Here is a 16134-nt window from a genome sequence, read left to right as displayed (position 1 = left end):
CTTCAGCGGATACCGGGCTTGCTTATATACAGCCCGTCGACCGTTTTGTGCCGAACCGGCGTTGGGGTTGAAGGACAGGGCGGTTTGCTCCCATCAGTCTCTGTGGCGAGGAAGGCTGAGCAGCGGAGATCCGAGTTGCCGCGATATTTCGTTCGCAGCATCCGAAACCAGTTGGCCGATCTCTCGGACCCTTTTGTCCGGCATACGTATTGTTGGACCGGAAACGGAAATTCCTGCCACGGCCTCGCCATAACTGTTCACAATAGAAGCTGCAACGCAGCGCATGCCTATGGTTCTCTCTTCGTCGTCGAAGGAATAGCCAAGACGGCGCGTTTGCTGAATTGATTCGCGCAATTCTTTGATGTTCGCGATAGTCTTATCAGTGAAGCGGGTGAACGTCGCGGTTTTAAAGAACGCCTCCAGCCTATCGTCGTCGAAAGCGCTGAGAAGCGCTTTCCCTATTCCGGATGCATGCAGGGGGGAGCGGGTGCCGGGAGGGAAAAATGCACGGATTGTGTCGTGCGTTTCCACCTGACTTATAAACAATACGTCGCCATCTCGTTCGATGCCAAGATTGGAGGTCTCTCCTGTCCGGGCCATTAGATCGCGCATCACTGGCCGACTTCGTTCGACGATATTCGTTCTGCGCAAGAAAGCGGAGCCCAGGCGAAAGGCTTCCGGTCCAACAAACCACTCTTGCCGTTCCGTGTTGCTTTCAACGTATCTCCGGTTTTCAAGCGTTGCGAGTGCGCGGTGAAGAGTTGCCGGGGACTGATCGAGGTATTTGGACAATTCCGTGAGAGTTACGCCATCGTGGGACGCCAGCGCCTCGAGCACATCGAGCGCCCGGGCGAGAGCCTGAATGCTCGCCGCTGGCTGAGTTGGCTTGGCACCCTTTGGGCGTCCTCGTTTTCTGATCGTTTGCTGCATGGCTTTAGGGTAGAAAAAATAATAGTAAAATCAACTTAGGAATAATGAAAAAATACAATGCTATGTTTTTAAATAGCTATCTCTATTTTTTAAGGATAATGAAAAATCATTTCAAAAAAATTTACTAAATGAGACGTGCGTGGTAACTTTCTTGTTGAGCAAGGAGGAGTAGCCATGAGCACCCAGAATCCTATTTTCATTCCCGGCCCGACGAACATCCCCGAGGTGCTCCGTAAAGCCGTCGATATGCCGACCATTGATCACCGTAGTCCGCTTTTTGGCAATATCCTTCATCCTGCGCTTGAAGGCGTCAAAGCGATCCTCAAGACCTCCAAGGCTGAAGTTTTCGTGTTTCCTTCCACCGGTACCGGTGGTTGGGAGACCGCGATTACGAATACCCTGTCGGCAGGGGATAAGGTCCTGGCGACGCGTAACGGCATGTTCAGCCACCGCTGGATCGACATGTGCCAACGCCACGGCCTCGACGTTCAGGTCGTGATGCAAGAATGGGGGGAAGGCGTCCCCGCAGACACGTTCGAAGAAATTCTGACGGCGGACAAAGGTCACGAAATCAAGGTTGTGCTTGCCACGCACAACGAAACGGCAACGGGCGTTCGTTCTGATATTGCCGCCGTGCGCCGTGCGCTCGACAACGCAAAACATCCAGCCCTGCTCTTCGTCGATGGTGTGAGCTCAATCGCCTGCTATGACTTTCGGATGGACGAATGGGGTGTCGATGTCGCCGTCACTGGGTCCCAGAAAGGCTTCATGCTTCCACCTGGCCTCGCAATCCTTGGTTTCTCCCAAAAGGCTCTGGCAGCGACCGGTTCCGCCAGGCTGCCGCGAACCTTCTTCGATGTCCGTGACATGGCCAAGGGTTATGCTTCGAATGGATATCCCTATACACCTCCGGTCGGTTTGCTGAACGGGTTGAAGGTGGCGACCGACATGCTGCTGGATGAAGGGCTCGAAAACGTCTTTGCCCGGCACCATCGGATTGCCGAAGGTGTCCGTCGCGCTGTTTCCGCCTGGGGGCTGAAGCTTTGCGCCGCCCGTCCCGAACTCTATTCGGACAGCGTCAGCGCCATACGGACGCCGGAAGGGTTCGACGCCAACAAGATCGTCGCTCACGCGCTCAACACGTATGGCGTTGCTTTCGGAACGGGCCTTGGCGATGTCGCGGGGAAAGTGTTCCGCATCGGTCATCTGGGCAGCCTGACCGACATCATGGCGCTGTCCGGTATCGCCACCGCCGAGATGGTGATGGCTGACCTCGGGCTGCCGGTCACTCTCGGTTCCGGCGTTGCTGCGGCTCAGCAGTCCTACCGTCAAAGCGCAGGAAACGCCCAGAGGAAAGCCGCGTGATGAGCGATACCGAGATGTATATTCCCAGCTATGAGGACATGCTCGCCGCCCATGAGCGGATCAGGCCTCATATCCAGCTTACACCGATCCGGCAGTCGTGTTATCTCAACGATCTCAGCGGCGCGCAATTGTTCTTCAAATGCGAAAACTTTCAGGAGCCGGGCGCCTTCAAGGTACGCGGCGCCGCCAATGCCGTATTCGGGCTGGACGAAGCACGGGCAGTCAGTGGTGTGGCCACACATTCCTCAGGCAATCATGCCTCGTGCCTGTCCTATGCGGCGATGCGGCGCGGGATCCCCTGCAATGTCGTCATGCCCCGCACGGCGCCTCAGGCCAAAAAGGACACCGTGCGCCGTTACGGCGGCAGAATTACCGAGTGCGAGCCTTCCACCTCCTCACGGGAAGAGACTTTCGCGAAGGTCCAAGCCGAAACAGGAGGGGATTTCGTCCATCCCTATAACGATCCGCGAGTGATTGCCGGTCAGGGAACCTGCTCGAAAGAATTTATGGAACAGGCCGATGGGCTTGAGATGGTCGTAGCGCCGATAGGCGGCGGCGGCATGATTTCGGGGACCTGCCTTACTCTGTCGACGTTGGCACCCGAGACGAAGGTGATTGCGGCCGAACCTGAACAGGCCGATGACGCCTATCGCAGCTTCAAGGCGGGTTACATCATCGCCGACGATGCGCCGAAGACCGTCGCGGATGGGCTGCTTGTGCCGCTGAAAGATCTCACCTGGCATTTCGTGTCGAACCATGTCTCCGAGATCTATACCGCCTCGGATCGGGAGATCATCGATGCGATGAAGCTCGCCTGGAAGCACCTGCGCGTGGTGCTGGAACCGTCCAGCGCCGTGCCCTTGGCAACCATCCTGAAGAATCACGAAGCATTTGCCGGCAAGCGTGTCGGCATCATCATCACCGGCGGTAACGTCGATCTCGACAAGCTGCCCTGGAACTGAGGAGAGAACCATGAACGCCCATACAGAATTCGCCGGCCTTGAAGTCGGATACGATGTTCCTGCCTTTCCGGGCATGGATGAGAAGGACATTCAGACACCCTGCCTGATCCTCGATCTCGACGCCTTGGAACGCAACATCAAGAAGATGGGCGACTATGCCAAGGCCCACGGCATGCGCCACCGCGCCCATGGCAAAATGCACAAGTCCGTCGACGTTCTGAAGCTTCAGGAAAAGCTCGGTGGCGCCATTGGCGTGTGCTGCCAGAAGGTCTCGGAGGCCGAGGTCTTTGTGCGTGGCGGTATCAAGGACGTTCTCGTATCGAACCAGGTCCGCGACCCGGCCAAGATCGACCGTCTGGCGCGTTTGCCTAAGTTCGGCAGCCGGATTATCGTCTGCGTCGATGATCTCGCCAATGTCGATGATCTGTCGGCCGCGGCGCAAAAGCATGGCGCGATCCTCGAATGCCTCGTCGAAATCGACTGCGGCGCCGGGCGCTGCGGCGTAAAGGCGGCCTCCGAGGTGGTGGAGATAGCCAAGGCGATCGACGCAGCACCGGGCTTGAAATTTGCGGGCATCCAGGCCTATCAGGGCGCGATGCAGCACATGAACAGCTTTGAAGACCGCAAGGCCAAGCTCGATGCGGCGATTTCCCAGGTGACGGAGACTGTCGAGGCGCTCAAGGCCGAGGGGCTTGACCCGGAACTAGTCTCGGGCGGCGGCACTGGCTCGTATTATTTCGAGTCCAACTCCGGTGTTTACAACGAGCTTCAGTGCGGCTCATACGCCTTCATGGATGCAGACTATGGCCGCATTCACGACAAGGACGGCAAGCGGATCGACCAAGGAGAGTGGGAAAACGCCCTGTTCATCCTGACCTCGGTGATGAGCCACGCAAAGCCTCATATCGCCGTTGTTGATGCCGGCCTCAAGGCGCAATCTGTCGATAGCGGTCTTCCGTTTGTCCATGGTCGCGACGATGTCAAATACGTCAAATGCTCCGACGAGCATGGCGTGGTGGAGGACACGAACGGGGTTCTCAGGATCAATGAGAAACTGCGTCTCGTGCCTGGTCACTGCGATCCGACCTGCAATGTCCACGATTGGTATGTCGGGGTGCGCAATGGGAAGGTCGAGACCCTGTGGCCGGTCTCGGCGCGCGGCAAGGCTTACTAGAACAGGCGATAGCAACGGATAGAATTCACCGCCGGGGCCATCTGGTGTCCCCGGCGCGCTATCCAGGCGGGAGTAATTTTCATGATCATTGTCCCCGAACACGAGATCGAAGGCCTCGTTTCTGCGTCGGATTGCTTTACTGCGGTGGAGCGGGTCTTCGCATCGATGGCGCAGAAATCCGCCTACAACTTCCCGGTGATCCGCGAAGCCATCGGTCATGCCGACGCGCTTTACGGCTTCAAATCGGGTTTTGATCGGGAAAGTCTAGCCCTTGGCCTGAAGTCCGGCGGCTTCTGGCCCAACAACATGGAAAAAGGGCTGACGAACCATCAGTCGACCATATTCCTTTTCGATGCTGATACCGGCAAATGTCGGGCCGTTGTTGGGGGCAACCTGTTGACAGCGTTGCGCACGGCAGCTGCCTCCGCAGTGTCGATCAAATATCTGGCGCAGCCTGACGCCAAGGTGCTTGGCATGGTCGGCGCGGGCCATCAGTCTACCTTCCAGCTTCGGGCAGCCCTCGAGCAACGCGCTTTCGAGAAGGTCGTTGGATGGAACATTTATCCCGAGGCGCTTGACCGTCTTGCCAAGATCACTGCCGAACATGGCGTTCCATTCGAGGCAGTCGACCTTGATCGACTGGGCGCGGAAGCCGACGTCATTATCACGATCACTTCGTCTTTCGCGCCGATCCTGAAGGCGGCGCAAATTCGCCCGGGTACTCATCTTGCCTGCATGGGTACGGATACTAAGGGGAAACAGGAAGTAGAGGCCGAACTGCTGGCGGCAGCGACCATCTTCAGCGATGAGATCGCGCAATCGGTTACGATCGGAGAAGCGCAGCATCCGGTCGCCAAGGGATTGATCTCTCCCGATAGGATCATCGAGATCGGGGCGGTTATCAACGGCGCTCATCCGGGTCGCTCAAACGCCGATGAAATTACAGTCTTTGACGGAACCGGCATCGGGCTTCAGGATCTGGCCGTGGCGTCGAAAGCGGTCGATCTGGCTGTTCAAAAAGGTGTTGCCATTGTCGTGGATTTTTAGTCGCCGGAGTAACTGTTCGCCGCGAAGAATAGCGATGTGCATAGGTCTATTCAGGTTGATCGGAGGCCACAGAACTTCGGAAACTGGCACTGCCGTGCTGCAATTTCTATCTTGAAACCCACGATGCAAGGTCTGTTCATATGAGAGTCGCGATAAACGGTTTTGGCCGCATCGGACGGTCCATTTTGCGTCTGGCTGTAAGGTGCGATGATTTCGAGATTGCATTGATCAACGATGTCGCTTCACTCGAAACCTTGGCGTATCTTTTCGAGTTTGACAGTGTATTCGGACCTTGGGTTGGGCGCGTGGAAATAGAGGGAAATTGCCTCGTAATCGACGGTCGAGCGATTCCATTTCACAACCACCAAGACCTCGGCGCCGTGGATTTGTCAGGCGTGGATGTCGTTCTCGAATGTACGGGGCACCGCGACGCGCTGGCGTTCTCGCATTCTTCTTTGGCAGCAGGCGCGCGTCGCATCGTCATATCGGGGCCGGCAAAAGGGGCCGATGTTACCCTTGTGATGGGCGCAAATGACGAGACCTATCGCGGCGAGCGCATTGTCTCAAATGGTTCGTGTACGACGAACGCGATTGCTCCTCTGCTTCGGATCGTTGATGAGCAGTTTGGTGTGGTTGGTGGACACCTGACGACGGTCCATTGTTACACCGGAAGTCAGCCTACCGTAGATCAGCCGAGGGGCGATCCGGCGCGCAGTAGAGCGGCAGCCTTGTCCATGGTGCCAACGACGACCAGCGCGCATCTTCTTTTAGGTGAAGTTCTTCCTCATCTTGCCGGCCTCATAGAAGCACGCGCCCTTCGTGTGCCTACCGCAAGCGTTTCGGCGATAGACCTTACCGTTGCTCTACGGGCGCAAACAGAACTCCGGAACGTTCGCGATATTCTGCGCGACCTTTGCGAGAGATCACCTGTCCTTGGGTGGATCGAAAAACCGCTCGTTTCGGTGGATTTACGCGGGCGCCCGGAATCGCTGACTGTCAGCGGACCAGAGCTTTCGATGTCCGCAGCCGGCGGGTTGCTCAGAATTTTCGGTTGGTACGACAACGAATGGGGTTTCGCCAACCGTATGCTCGAAATGGCGCTGTTGGTGGACAAGCGGAATCTGGAGAGTCGACCGCTCCCGTCTGCGCGGCCGGACGCACCTGAAAATGGTCAGTTGCAAGTGTGCTTTACGGATCGAAGAGCGGCTCACCAGACCTGAAATGCCGCTTGGGACAAAAATGAGCGTCCGCAGTGACACACGTGCGCCAGCGGGCGTCCTTGGTAGAAACGGTGGAAAGAAGGGCTGGGGGGAGGGGTTAACTACAACGCCGGGTCAGTTCTCATGTTTGGATGCCCCTTTCGATGCAAGGACTTTTTTTGCCGTTGGAACGAGTAATCGGGTGCGTACGTGTTTCAGACCTCATATTGCGGCATGAAATGCCGCGGGCCGGTATTGTGGTACGCGGATTAGATTCCATATCAGCGGAACGAGCTCGGATCTCCATGAGAACTGCTGGTTTATCCAATCCCGACCTTTTCGATCACTTTCCCCTGCGGTTCATGTCCTCCTCAAATCGCCGGCATTCCAATTAGAACGTCTGCCCTCAGCAGACCGCTCCGCTTGGCTCTCGGTAATCTTGATTGCACGCGAGCATTGCCAGACTATCCGCGCCAGCTTGTTTGCCATCGCGATTGCCACCAGCAGCGCGGCTTTCGGACCAGCATATTCGAGAGCAAGAAACCCGGTCTCCACTACCTCGGCCTTTTCGTGCGCACAAAATCGGCAATTATATCGTTCACAGCCTGTGAACGTAGAGGGAACTTCTCATCGTGAGTGAGGAAGAACGTTCCCAGCGTGCCATCACGCCACATATGCTCCATCAGTTCATTGCGTTCACCAACGGGAAGTTTGGTAAGATCGACGTCTGGCGCTGTTTCCGTAATGCCGAAGGACGTAAAGCGGAGGGATTTTCTAAATTCGGGATAGTTCGCGCGTACTTCACTGAGCTCTTCGTGGGTATAGCGTCTGTTGGCGGCGGGAAGAGTGAATTTTGGCGTGCGTTGAAATACCGTCAAAGCTGCAGCGGTCTTCGCTACCTCTGAGATGGCTTGGATCCTGGTCGATCCGGTACCGGCTACAGCAACACGTCTGCCTGTAAAATCGACAGGTTCGGGGGGCCATCGCCCCGTATGAAACCAGCGACCCTTAAATGTCTCTATCCCCGGGACATCCGGTGTACGAGGAACAGCAGTAAGGGTGCCACTTGCCATCACAACGTATCTGGCGTCCGAGCGGAGCTTCCAGCGTAAACTGCAGGAGCGTGGCTACAGCTTTCGCGACCTGTCCAACATGGTCCGCGCGCAGTTTGCTCGTGACCATCTGCGTTCCGGAAATTGGACGGTAAACGAAGTGGCGTTCAGAACAGGATTCTCGGATTCAAGCAGTTTCTCTCAGGCATTTCTGCGATGGACAGGGAAGCGGCCTGGCAGGTTTACAGTAACCGATGTTCTATCCCCACATTGCTCGCTTCCGCCTGATCTGTGATCGACATTCCATGGATGAAGAACGGGAGTTTCTCCATGGAGAGTACATTGGAGTTTCTCACAACCAAGAAGCCTGTGCGTGAGGTTCATCGTCAATGGCCTGACGAGATCAAAGCGAAGATCGTTTCGGAAAGCCTGAGGCCTGGCACGACGGTCAATGAAGTTGCGCAGCGCTATGGATTGCGGGCGAACAGTCTTTCCACCTGGCGGACGATGGCGCGGCAGGGCAAGTTGATCCTGCCAGCACCGGAGGATGCGGTAGAGTTCGCGGCGGTGATCGTCGATCCACCTGTTTCGGACCCTCCGTCTAAAGCGGTTGGTCACGCCGAGATTGTCGTGGGCCCTGTCACGATCCGTCTTGAGGAAGGTGCGTCTGCTGCCCGGATCGCCGCCATCGCGCGTGCCTTGGTGGCGGCGACATGATCTTCCCCTCGAACCGCGTGCGGATCATGGTGGCAACCAAACCCGTGGATTTCCGCAAGGGTCATGACGGCTTGGCGGCGCTGGTGAAGAACGAGCTGCACAAGGACCCGTTTACCGGAGCAGTCTTCGTGTTTCGATCTCGCAAGGCAGATCGGCTGAAGCTGATCTACTGGGATGGTTCCGGCATCGTGCTGGCGTACAAGAGGCTGGAAGAGCATAGCTTCACCTGGCCTGGCATCAAGGACGGCCTGATGACATTGAGCCACGCTCAGTTCGAGGCACTGTTCGCCGGGCTTGATTGGAGGCGGGTTCGGGCTGTCGAAACGAGAGCGCCGGTCGCCATCGAATAGCTGCGACACGATGACTCAGCACGATAGATTCCGGAAGCAAAACGGATTTGGTTTTGGTAGGCTCTGGCCATGTTGGACGTTGCTAATCTTCCCGATGATGTTGCTGCCCTGAAGGCGATGCTGATCGCAGCCCAGGCACGCGAGACGGCCAAGGACGTCGCGATAGCCAGTAAGGACGAGCATATCGCTCGCAAGGACGAGCGGATCGAACGGCTTGAGAAGCTGGTCGCAGCCTTCAAGCAGGCAGCATTTGGGCGCAAATCCGAGAAGACCGATCCCGACCAGTTCGATCTGGCATTGGAGGACCTGGAAACGGCCATGGCCGCCATCCATGCCGAGGATGAGGCGGACACTCCTGCTGGAACTAGGACGACCAAGCCACGCACGACCAATCGTGGTTCTCTTCCAAAACATCTTCCCCGAGTGGAAGAGGTGATCGAGCCAGCAAGCCTGATCTGCGCCTGCGGCGGTTGCCTGCATTGCATTGGGGAGGATGTCTCCGAACGGTTGGACGTGGTCCCGGCGCAGTTCCGAGTCTTGGTCACCCGCCGTCCCAAATATGCCTGCCGTTCCTGCACCGACGGCGTCGTTCAGGCTCCTGCTCCAGCGCGATTAATCCAGGCTGGATTGCCGACGGAGGCGACCGTCGCCCATGTTCTGGTCTCTAAATATGCCGATCACCTTCCGCTGTATCGGCAGGCTCAGATCATGAGTCGCCAGGGCGTCGATCTCGACCGGTCCACGCTCGCCGACTGGGTCGGTCGAGCAGCCTATGAGCTGCGTCCCGTCTTCGATGCGTTGATCGCCGACCTGAAGCGCTCAACCAAGCTGTTCATGGACGAGACCCGTGCTCCGGTCCTCGATCCCGGCTCGCGCAAGACCAAAACTGGATACTTCTGGGCGCTGGCGCGGGATGACCGACCGTGGGGCGGCGGTGCTCCGCCCGGCGTCGCCTTCACCTATACGCCTGGTCGCGGGGGTATTCATGCCGAACGGATATTGCAGGGCTTCTCCGGCATCCTGCAGGTCGATGGATATGCCGGATACAACAGGCTGATCGCTCCTGACCGTGTCGGCCCGGACATTCGGCTTGCCTATTGTTGGGCACATGCTCGTCGCAAGCTGGTGGAGATAACTCGCAACGGTTCAGGACCGATTGCCGAGGACGGCGTCAAACGGATCGGCGAGCTGTATCGGATAGAGACCGAATTGCGCGGTTTTGATCCGGAGGCTCGCGTGACCGGACGGAAGGAACGGTCTGCACCGCTCGTCGCCGACATGCAGGTTTGGCTCACGCATAACAGAGCCCGTGTCGCTGCAAAATCCCCGCTCGGCGAAGCCTTGGCCTACATCGCCAAATACTGGATGGTCTCCAACTATTCCTGACCGACGGGCGCATCGAGATCGACAACAATAGCGTCGAGCGGACCATTCGGCCAATTGCCCTGAGCCGGAAGAACGCGCTCTTCGCAGGCCATGACGCTGGAGCAGAGAACTGGGCGACCATCGCCTCGCTCATCGAGACCTGCAAACTCAATGCCGTCGATCCGCAGGCCTATCTGACCGCAACGCTCGCCACCATCGTCAACGGCCATAAGCAGAACCGGATCGATGAGCTGCTGCCGTGGAACTATGCTGATAAATAGGCTATCTCGCCGAGACAGCCTACATTTATCATTCTGCTGTCGACTGATTTCTTGTTGAAATATAGTTATGAATGAAAAACGCGAAATGCAGCACAATTGCGAAGCATATCGCGCCCCAGGCGTTGTAGGAAGCATTTTTCCATCCGACAACTGTGTACAAGCCGTTTACGACCTGTTCCCCTTGGCTTCCCCCTACAGAAACACTACTCGCGCTCTGCATCAAAAAAAGCCACGAAGAGCTCAATATAAATGCGTACGAGAAAACTGTATCAGCCAGCATTACAGTGTGGAAGTTCAAAGGAAAATTGTTCTTCGAAGTGATTATTGTGGCTAGAAATGACGCCAGAAAAAGAACGATGAAATAGGCGATTGACCCCGAAATACTGTAGAATAAAACATTGAATATAACCCCATCAGGATTCGTTTTAACGCCTTCCAAGCCGTGAGCCCAGACAGCCGTCAGTGAAATTAAAGAGGCAAATATCAAGAACCTGATGAAAAAAAACTGCATGCGAGGCCGTTTCGTCTAAGCATAACCAGTACGTTTAGTTAGCAGTGCTTGTATGACATGAACATAGGTTATCAATGAAACCGTTAACACCTTCATGAGGTGAGATGTCGGTACTTCATAAAAAACACCGTGGTCTCAGAACGCCGCTTACGGTTTACATAGACCGGAGATAAAACATTCCGGCGTGCAAAGGAATCCGAACAATCGCGAGCCGCGTTGGTCAAGGCGGCAAACTGGCCGCATGACAACCGCGCTGAACGGCTGGCCCTTGTCTTCCGCGATCTCTGCGCCGACAAGGCAGCGAGGATACTGCTTCCGAGAAGACGCAGCCGTCTCGAACGCGGCTGGTGCCGCGCTGTCACGTTCCGCAGTCGTGCCCTCGCAAAATAAGTCGAGCAAGCGGACCAGGTCGCGTGCCCGCGGGGTTCGGAAAGCGGAAGCGTCCGGGCGGCGGAGCGTGGGCGGAAGTGAGCATCTTCGCCCAGGTGGAGGACACATATTAAGGATGGAATGTCACAATGGGAGCACCGAGTGACTTTCATTGTCAGACTTTGCTGTCTATATTTCAGTCGTAACCTAACTGTGTTCGCTACAGGGTCTAGTCCGTGAATGACGTAACGACAACAAAGATCGAAAACGTTACCCCAGCTTTGTCGAATAAGCCTCTGTCTATGCAGAAGCAATCATCCGTGCGTCGGACCATGGAGATTGTCCTCGACACTTGGAACTTCCTGATCCTTCGGGAAGCCTATTTTGGGGTACGGAGGTTCGACAAGTTTCAGCAGCGGTTGGGAATTCCGCGGCAGACCCTTTCTTCCAGACTATCTGCGCTCGTCGCAAATGAGATTCTCAGCATGGGGAAACGACCAAACGAACCGGGGCAGCAGTATTTTTTGACGGTGCGTGGCAAAGATCTTTTCCCAACTATGCTTTCTCTAATGGAGTTTGGCGATAAGTGGCTGGCCGGTTCCGGCGAGCCGCCGCTTCAACTCATCCACAAGAGCTGCGGATGCAATTGTCATCCTGTAACCGTCTGCGGTGAATGTCTTCAGCCATTCACCGCCAAAGAGGTGGCACCGAGGGACGGGCCTGGAGCAGGCTATGCCCCGGTTGAGAATCGCCCCACATCGCGACGAAGCTCCGATCCGACCCTTTTGGAGAGGGTTCGACCGTGCTCGGTGGCACGCACGCTGGGCATCATTGGCGACCGCTGGAGTTTTTTGATCCTGCGCGAAGGATGGAACGGCGTGCGGCGTTTCGAAGAAATGCGGGAAAATCTCGGAATCGCAACAAACATCCTGTCCGACCGTCTGGCGCGGCTCGTGCAAGCCGACGTTTTTCGGAAGGTTCCATACAATTCCGGCGAACGGTTCGAATACCGGTTCACCGAAATGGGGCTGGATCTCTACAAGCCGATGCTGGTGATGATGGCCTGGGGAGACCGCTGGTTGGCAGACGGCAAGCCGCCCATGCGGCTGCGCCATAAGACCTGCGGCCAGGATTTCTCGGCGATCGTCGTGTGTTCCGAATGCCGCAAGCCGATCGCGGCCAAGGATACAGACTATCTGCTCCGATATCAGTTCGAGTTATAACCGTTGGCTTACGCGGCATCTGTCGCTTTGGACGCTTCGGTTCCCGCTCCGCGTAAGGCGTATTCTTCAAGGACATGCCGCTAGAAACTGGAGTGTCGTCGGATCTCATGGAGCGGCAGGCGGTTTGACTGGCATTGCCACTGACCGGGCGGCATAGAAGTCCGCTGCAGCTCGTGCAGAGAAGCTCGACGTCGTGTCGCTGATGTGCCTCGATGCGAAGCGAGCCAGCATAGATCTCCTGCAGAAAAGGGGCATGCCTGGCGCGGACGATCTCTCTGTCCCAAACGCCGTAATGTTCGCGTCATAGTCGGCAGCCAACACTTACAGCTACTTGATCGGTCGACTAAAGGATGAGGAAATGGTGAAGCTGGCGCGCCGTGCGATGATGTCTAGTTCTGCTTTGTGTTTACTGGTCTCTTTCAATTCAAGAACGTTTGCGACGCCTGTATCTGCAGAGGAAGCCGACGAGACCGTAGGTTCAAGCGTTCAGTTTAGCACCCATCAGTATGGAACGAAAACAGGGCAAGCCCTCTATCTGAACCTCATCGTCGATCCTTCCGCTGGTTTCGAAGGGAAACGACCGGTAATCCTCTTCTCTTTTGGAGGCGGCTGGGAAGGAGGCGATCGCGGAGACGAAACGTCCGTTACCATGTGGACTCATTTCCTCTCGCTCGGCTACGCCGTTGTAGCGATCGATTACCGCCTGGGAATTAAGGAGGCCAAGAAGCGCGGCGAGTTCACCAACGAGAATGGCACCGAGATGTATCTCCGGGCCATCGAGTGGGGCGTCGAGGATCTTTTCGACGCAACCACGTTTATTGTCGCTCGTGCGGACGAGTGGAACCTGGATGCTAAGCGGATTGTGATCATAGGCGGCAGTTCCGGAGCTACGAACTCCCTTGTGGCGGAGTATAATGTGGCGAATGCCACTCGGCTTGCTCAGTATCATTTGCCTTCGGGGTTCCGCTATGCAGGCGTCATCTCCATGGCCGGCGCGTTTTGGCTGCCGGCGGGAACGCCACTCGCTTTCGCGTCCAAGCCGGCGCCTATCATGTTCTTCCACGGTGGCAAGGACTGGCTGGTGACCTACGACGAGGTCCAGGATCGCTTCTCCGGGTACGGACCGCAATATTATCTGCGTGAGTTCCCTGGCCCAGACTTTCCCAAATGGTTCGTCGACTATCCTGAAGGCGATCATATTCTTGCCGCGTTGCCGCTCCTCACCAGACAGCTCGAGATCCAGGCCTTCCTTGAACGTATGGTGCGGGATCGCGAGGAACTTTCCATCCACACGATCGAGCACTCGAAAGTCCCTAGCACCTTCGAGGGCATCACGCAGCAGAAAGCAGCCGAAGGTGGAAAATAGCGCAAGGTCGTCCCTTGCCGCCGGGACATTCATGGCAAACGATGCTTTGTTCGTTCATCTCCAGAACCGTCATTCTAGGGCCGGTGAACATAGACCTTGAAGGAAGACCGATGCGCATCCTGTTGGTGGAAGACGAACCGGAAATGGCCGATGCCCTTGCGTCTGCATTGCGACGCCAAGGCATCGTTATGGATTCGGCTCCCGATCTGTCGACCGCGCGCGAGGCCATCGCAAGCGAGGTCCACGATGCGGTGCTGATCGACAGGCAGTTACCTGATGGCGATGGGCTCACGCTTATTCCCCTGTTGCACTCTGGAGGTCGTTATACCCCAGCGATAGTGATTTCCGCATTGGGCAGTTCCAAGGACAGGGTCACCGGGCTCGATGAAGGTGCCGATGACTATCTCCCCAAGCCCTTCGAGGTTGAAGAACTGCTTGCTCGCATCCGCGCCGTGCGTCGTCGATCACCTGACAAGGTGGTACGGAATACGAGCCTCGGCCGTTTGGTTTTCGATCTGGAAACACGAGAGGCAAGAGTGGGGTCGCTCGTTCTGGAACTCACTCGCAAGGATATTCAAATACTGGAATGCCTGCTTCGTCGGCCAGGACGAACTGTTCTGAAGGGAGTGCTGGAAGACGCGATCTACGCGTTCGATGACGAGATCGCCTCAAACTCTCTCGAGGCCAACGTGTCGCGACTGCGCAAGAAGCTTTCCGACGCCAATTCCGGGCTGGAAGTCCATAACATCCGCGGCGTCGGGTACTTCATAAAGGTGGGCGATCAATGAAGACGTCTACCTGGTCGCTCAGTCGGCGTCTCACACTGTGTATTATGGCGTTTCAGGCCCTGACGCTTCTCGCGCTGGCGTCCTATGCGCTAGCCGTTTTCTTCAAGGCCGATTCCGACGGCGTTGTAATCCATCCTCAGTTGACATCCTCCATCGCAGCTTCCGTGCATCGGGACGGACCCGGCTCCGTGAGCCTGAGGCCGACGGCCCAACTGCGCGACTTCATGTCCAGTTCCCCTAACCTCTGGATCATTGTGAAGGAATCCGACGGCGGGGAACTAAACTACGGCCCTGTTCCTGAGGCTACCTCCTCCATGCTAGCGGCATTAGACGACTTGAAGACGATCGACATCCGAGGGTCGGAAACAAGTACCTATCTCACGTCCAGATTGGAAGCGTTCGATAGTGCGGCTGGCCGGGTCACCATCTGGACCGGCGGAGGAGCGTTTATTTCGGACGCTCAGGCGATCCTATTGCTCGGAGGCATTTTTACCGCCATTCCGATCATCGTGCTTCTCACGTTGACTGCGATCGGCCTTCCGCTGGTAGTGCGCTTCAGCCTCAAATCGATTCGCGAACTGTCTGCCCAGATCGCTACAGTCGACTATCAGGCTCGAGGAAGGCAGATTGAGGTCTCAAGGCTGCCCCTGGAGATCTACCCAATGGTACGAGGACTGAATGATGCATTCCGTCGAATCGACGAGGGAGCAGAAGCCACTGAACGTTTCTTTGTCAACGCAGCTCACGAACTGCGGACGCCGGTGGCCATCCTTCAGGTGCGCGTGGCCGGGCTTGAACCCGGACCCGAAACCGAGAAGATCAAGCTGGTAGTCCGCCGTCTCGCGGCACTCGCCAACCAACTCCTGGCGATCGAAACGCTCCGACAGAGCCCCAACGAACGTCGCAGGCTAAATCTAGGCGAAGTCGTTGCCGAGGCGGTAGGCGATCTTGCGCCATATGCAGTGGCAGAGGGATATACAATTTCTCTGGACGCTCCCGAAGTTCCGGTCTGGACCATGGGCGACAGGGCCGCACTGGATCGCCTGTTCGTCAATCTGATCCAGAATGCGATCCAGCATGGAGGCAAGAGTGGGGCAATCTCAATCCGCCTCAGTGAGCAGGGGACGGTCGAGGTCGAAGACGAGGGACCCGGAATTGCCGAGGATAAGCGGGAACGAATCTTCGACGCATTCTATCGCATCAACGGCCACGGCGGTGGATCCGGGCTAGGCTTGAAGATTGTCCGTGACATCGCGCGCGAGCATGGTGGCGACGTCACCTTGCAGGCCACAGGCGGTGCCGGAAGTAAATTCCGCGTCTATCTGCCTTATGATGGTCAGCCGGCGTCTAGGCAGACGCCAGGCATTTTTTAGTCAGCTGCAAAACAGCTGATCTCCGCCTGGTACTCCGTTCACGAAGTTCCGTTCGCCCTCTC

Annotated in this window: 15 protein-coding genes and 2 pseudogenes; 14 read left to right on the top strand and 3 right to left on the bottom strand. The window is 56.7% G+C overall.

Annotated features, from left to right (window positions below; genetic code table 11):
• Positions 1-93 precede the first annotated feature (93 nt).
• Positions 94-930, bottom strand: coding sequence for an HTH-type transcriptional regulator BhcR (bhcR, locus tag V6S97_RS25515; protein WP_334427981.1), 837 nt, complete (start codon positions 928-930; stop codon positions 94-96).
• Between the two features lie 174 nt (positions 931-1104).
• Here bhcR and bhcA point away from each other — a divergent pair, with 174 nt between their 5' ends.
• The 6 genes from bhcA (at position 1105) to V6S97_RS25485 (ending at position 7582) form a co-directional block, all read left to right on the top strand.
• Positions 1105-2295: an L-aspartate--glyoxylate aminotransferase BhcA gene (gene bhcA, locus V6S97_RS25510; protein ID WP_334427980.1), complete on the top strand. Its 1191-nt coding sequence runs from the start codon at positions 1105-1107 to the stop codon at positions 2293-2295.
• Between the two features lie 14 nt (positions 2296-2309).
• Complete coding sequence (bhcB, locus tag V6S97_RS25505) at positions 2310-3257, top strand: beta-hydroxyaspartate dehydratase BhcB (protein WP_334427998.1); 948 nt, start codon at positions 2310-2312, stop codon at positions 3255-3257.
• A 10-nt stretch (positions 3258-3267) separates the two neighbouring features.
• Positions 3268-4431: a 3-hydroxy-D-aspartate aldolase BhcC gene (gene bhcC / locus V6S97_RS25500; RefSeq protein WP_334427979.1), complete on the top strand. Its 1164-nt coding sequence runs from the start codon at positions 3268-3270 to the stop codon at positions 4429-4431.
• Between the two features lie 81 nt (positions 4432-4512).
• A complete protein-coding gene (gene bhcD / locus V6S97_RS25495; protein WP_334427978.1) occupies positions 4513-5478 on the top strand; it encodes an iminosuccinate reductase BhcD in 966 nt (321 codons plus the stop codon).
• Between the two features lie 140 nt (positions 5479-5618).
• Complete coding sequence (locus V6S97_RS25490; RefSeq protein WP_334427977.1) at positions 5619-6698, top strand: type I glyceraldehyde-3-phosphate dehydrogenase; 1080 nt, start codon at positions 5619-5621, stop codon at positions 6696-6698.
• 611 nt (positions 6699-7309) lie between these two features.
• Positions 7310-7582 (top strand): hypothetical protein, encoded by a 273-nt coding sequence (locus tag V6S97_RS25485; protein WP_334427976.1) that lies wholly within the window; start codon positions 7310-7312, stop codon positions 7580-7582.
• Between the two features lie 3 nt (positions 7583-7585).
• On the opposite strand, the pseudogene V6S97_RS29255 reads toward V6S97_RS25485, so the two are convergent.
• Positions 7586-7750: pseudogene (locus V6S97_RS29255) on the bottom strand (cyclohexanone monooxygenase); the annotation flags it as partial.
• On the opposite strand from V6S97_RS29255, the gene V6S97_RS29250 reads away from it, so the two are divergent.
• The 4 genes and pseudogenes from V6S97_RS29250 (at position 7737) to tnpC (ending at position 10442) form a co-directional block, all read left to right on the top strand.
• Positions 7737-8024: a helix-turn-helix transcriptional regulator gene (locus tag V6S97_RS29250; RefSeq protein WP_442886109.1), complete on the top strand. Its 288-nt coding sequence runs from the start codon at positions 7737-7739 to the stop codon at positions 8022-8024. The pseudogene V6S97_RS29255 and the gene V6S97_RS29250 overlap by 14 nt on opposite strands.
• Before the next feature lie 35 nt (positions 8025-8059).
• The gene (gene tnpA, locus V6S97_RS25480; protein WP_112295772.1) at positions 8060-8446 is read left to right on the top strand and encodes an IS66-like element accessory protein TnpA; all 387 of its coding nucleotides are present in this window, start codon (positions 8060-8062) and stop codon (positions 8444-8446) included.
• Positions 8443-8796, top strand: coding sequence for an IS66 family insertion sequence element accessory protein TnpB (gene tnpB, locus V6S97_RS25475; protein WP_135522033.1), 354 nt, complete (start codon positions 8443-8445; stop codon positions 8794-8796). Before tnpA ends, tnpB begins: the two co-directional genes overlap by 4 nt.
• Before the next feature lie 69 nt (positions 8797-8865).
• Positions 8866-10442 (top strand): annotated as a pseudogene (gene tnpC, locus V6S97_RS25470) (IS66 family transposase).
• Between the two features lie 28 nt (positions 10443-10470).
• On the opposite strand, the gene V6S97_RS25465 reads toward tnpC, so the two are convergent.
• Complete coding sequence (locus V6S97_RS25465; RefSeq protein WP_111794975.1) at positions 10471-10953, bottom strand: hypothetical protein; 483 nt, start codon at positions 10951-10953, stop codon at positions 10471-10473.
• Positions 10954-11558: 605 nt separating this feature from the next.
• Here V6S97_RS25465 and V6S97_RS25460 point away from each other — a divergent pair.
• The 4 genes from V6S97_RS25460 (at position 11559) to V6S97_RS25445 (ending at position 16072) form a co-directional block, all read left to right on the top strand.
• Entirely contained in the window at positions 11559-12545 is a 987-nt protein-coding gene (locus tag V6S97_RS25460) for a winged helix-turn-helix transcriptional regulator (protein WP_334427974.1), read from the top strand.
• 358 nt (positions 12546-12903) lie between these two features.
• Positions 12904-13911: an alpha/beta hydrolase family protein gene (locus V6S97_RS25455; RefSeq protein WP_334427973.1), complete on the top strand. Its 1008-nt coding sequence runs from the start codon at positions 12904-12906 to the stop codon at positions 13909-13911.
• Between the two features lie 110 nt (positions 13912-14021).
• On the top strand, positions 14022-14699 hold the full coding sequence (locus V6S97_RS25450) for a response regulator transcription factor (RefSeq protein ID WP_334427972.1): 678 nt from the start codon (positions 14022-14024) through the stop codon (positions 14697-14699).
• Complete coding sequence (locus V6S97_RS25445; protein ID WP_334427971.1) at positions 14696-16072, top strand: sensor histidine kinase; 1377 nt, start codon at positions 14696-14698, stop codon at positions 16070-16072. Before V6S97_RS25450 ends, V6S97_RS25445 begins: the two co-directional genes overlap by 4 nt.
• Positions 16073-16134: the final 62 nt, after the last annotated feature.

It is taken from the genome of Agrobacterium sp. CCNWLW155 (assembly GCF_036888815.1).
GTDB lineage: Bacteria > Pseudomonadota > Alphaproteobacteria > Rhizobiales > Rhizobiaceae > Agrobacterium > Agrobacterium radiobacter.
Note: the sequence above shows the minus strand (reverse complement) of the source record. Positions and strands in the feature narration are given on the sequence as shown.